Raw genomic sequence first — 1112 nt, 5'->3', positions numbered from 1 at the left:
GTGATCGACGGGAAGCTGGCTGGTCAGGATGGTGGAGCGGCTCCCGGCGCGGTCGTCGATCACTTCCAGCAGGTCATGCCGGGCATTTTCCTCCAGCGGGGCCAGGCCCCAGTCGTCCAAAATCAAGACGTCGACCTTGGCCAGCTGTTGCAGGGTGCGCCCGAAGCTACCGTCGCCGTGTGCGATGCGCAGTTGCTCCAGCAGGCGCGGAGTGCGCAGGTACAGCGCGCTGTAGCCCTGGCGGCAGGCCTGATGGCCCAGGGCGCAGGCGAGCCAGGTCTTGCCGACGCCGGTCGGGCCGGTCAGCAGCAGGTTGTGCCGTTGGCGGAGCCAGTCGCCACTGGCCAGGGTCGCGATCAGGCGCTCGTCCAGGGTGCGGCCACGGCGGCGATCGAGGTCTTCCAGGCAGGCGCTGGCGTACTTGAGCTTGGCCTGTTTGCGCAGCCGCTCCAGGCGCTTGTCGTCGCGCCAGGCCAGTTCGCGGTCGAGCAGCAGGCCCAGGCGTTCATCGAAGCTCAAGCTGTGGCTGGCCGGCAGCGTCCACTGCTCTTCCAGCGCACGGGCCATGCCGCCCAGCCGCAGTTGGTGTAGCTGGCTCAGGGTGTGTTGGGTCATCATCGAACAGTTCCTCTTGGGTGTAGTAATCGGCGCCACGGACGTTCTCGTGGCTACTGGGTTGCGCTGCCGGCGTCGCGGGCTTGGGCAATGGTTGTTGGTCGAGCCCTTGCTTGAGCAGGTTGCGCACGGTGCGGCCGTTAAGCGCCCGTAGTTGCACGGCGCGGCTGGCCGCCGCCTCCAGGCGCGCGTTACCGTACTGGCGGGCCAGCGAGAGCAGGCCCAGGCAGGCGCGATAGCCCATCTCCGGGTGCGGTTTGTGGGTCAGTTGGTACTCGACGATCTGTCGGGCGTGCGGGCCGATTCGCTCGCCCCAGTCGAGCAGGCGCTGCGGCGTCCACTCGCGATGCGCCTTGTGCGACGCTGGCATGTGTTCGCTCTGGGTGCTGTAGGCACCGCGCCGCTGAAGCCGCAGGTGGCTGGCGACCCGCCGGTTGCCGTGCAGGATCTCCACGGTATGCGCGCTCAGCCGCACATCGACGCTCTGTCGAGCCAGG

General features: G+C 68.3%; 2 protein-coding genes. Both read right to left on the bottom strand.

Translation table 11 applies throughout. The features are described 5' to 3' along the window. Window positions 1–618 (bottom strand): IS21-like element helper ATPase IstB (gene istB, locus BM315_RS24150; RefSeq protein WP_141124041.1); only part of this gene is annotated, 618 nt, incomplete at its 3' end. Continuing rightward, on the bottom strand, window positions 506–1112 hold a 607-nt coding region (locus tag BM315_RS24145; RefSeq protein WP_425287805.1), incomplete at its 5' end, for a Mu transposase domain-containing protein. The genes istB and BM315_RS24145, both read right to left, overlap by 113 nt.

The sequence above is a fragment of the Pseudomonas borbori genome (assembly GCF_900115555.1).
Lineage (GTDB): Bacteria > Pseudomonadota > Gammaproteobacteria > Pseudomonadales > Pseudomonadaceae > Aquipseudomonas > Aquipseudomonas borbori.
The sequence above is the reverse complement of the archived record's forward strand: the minus strand, read 5'-3'. Positions and strand labels throughout refer to the sequence as shown.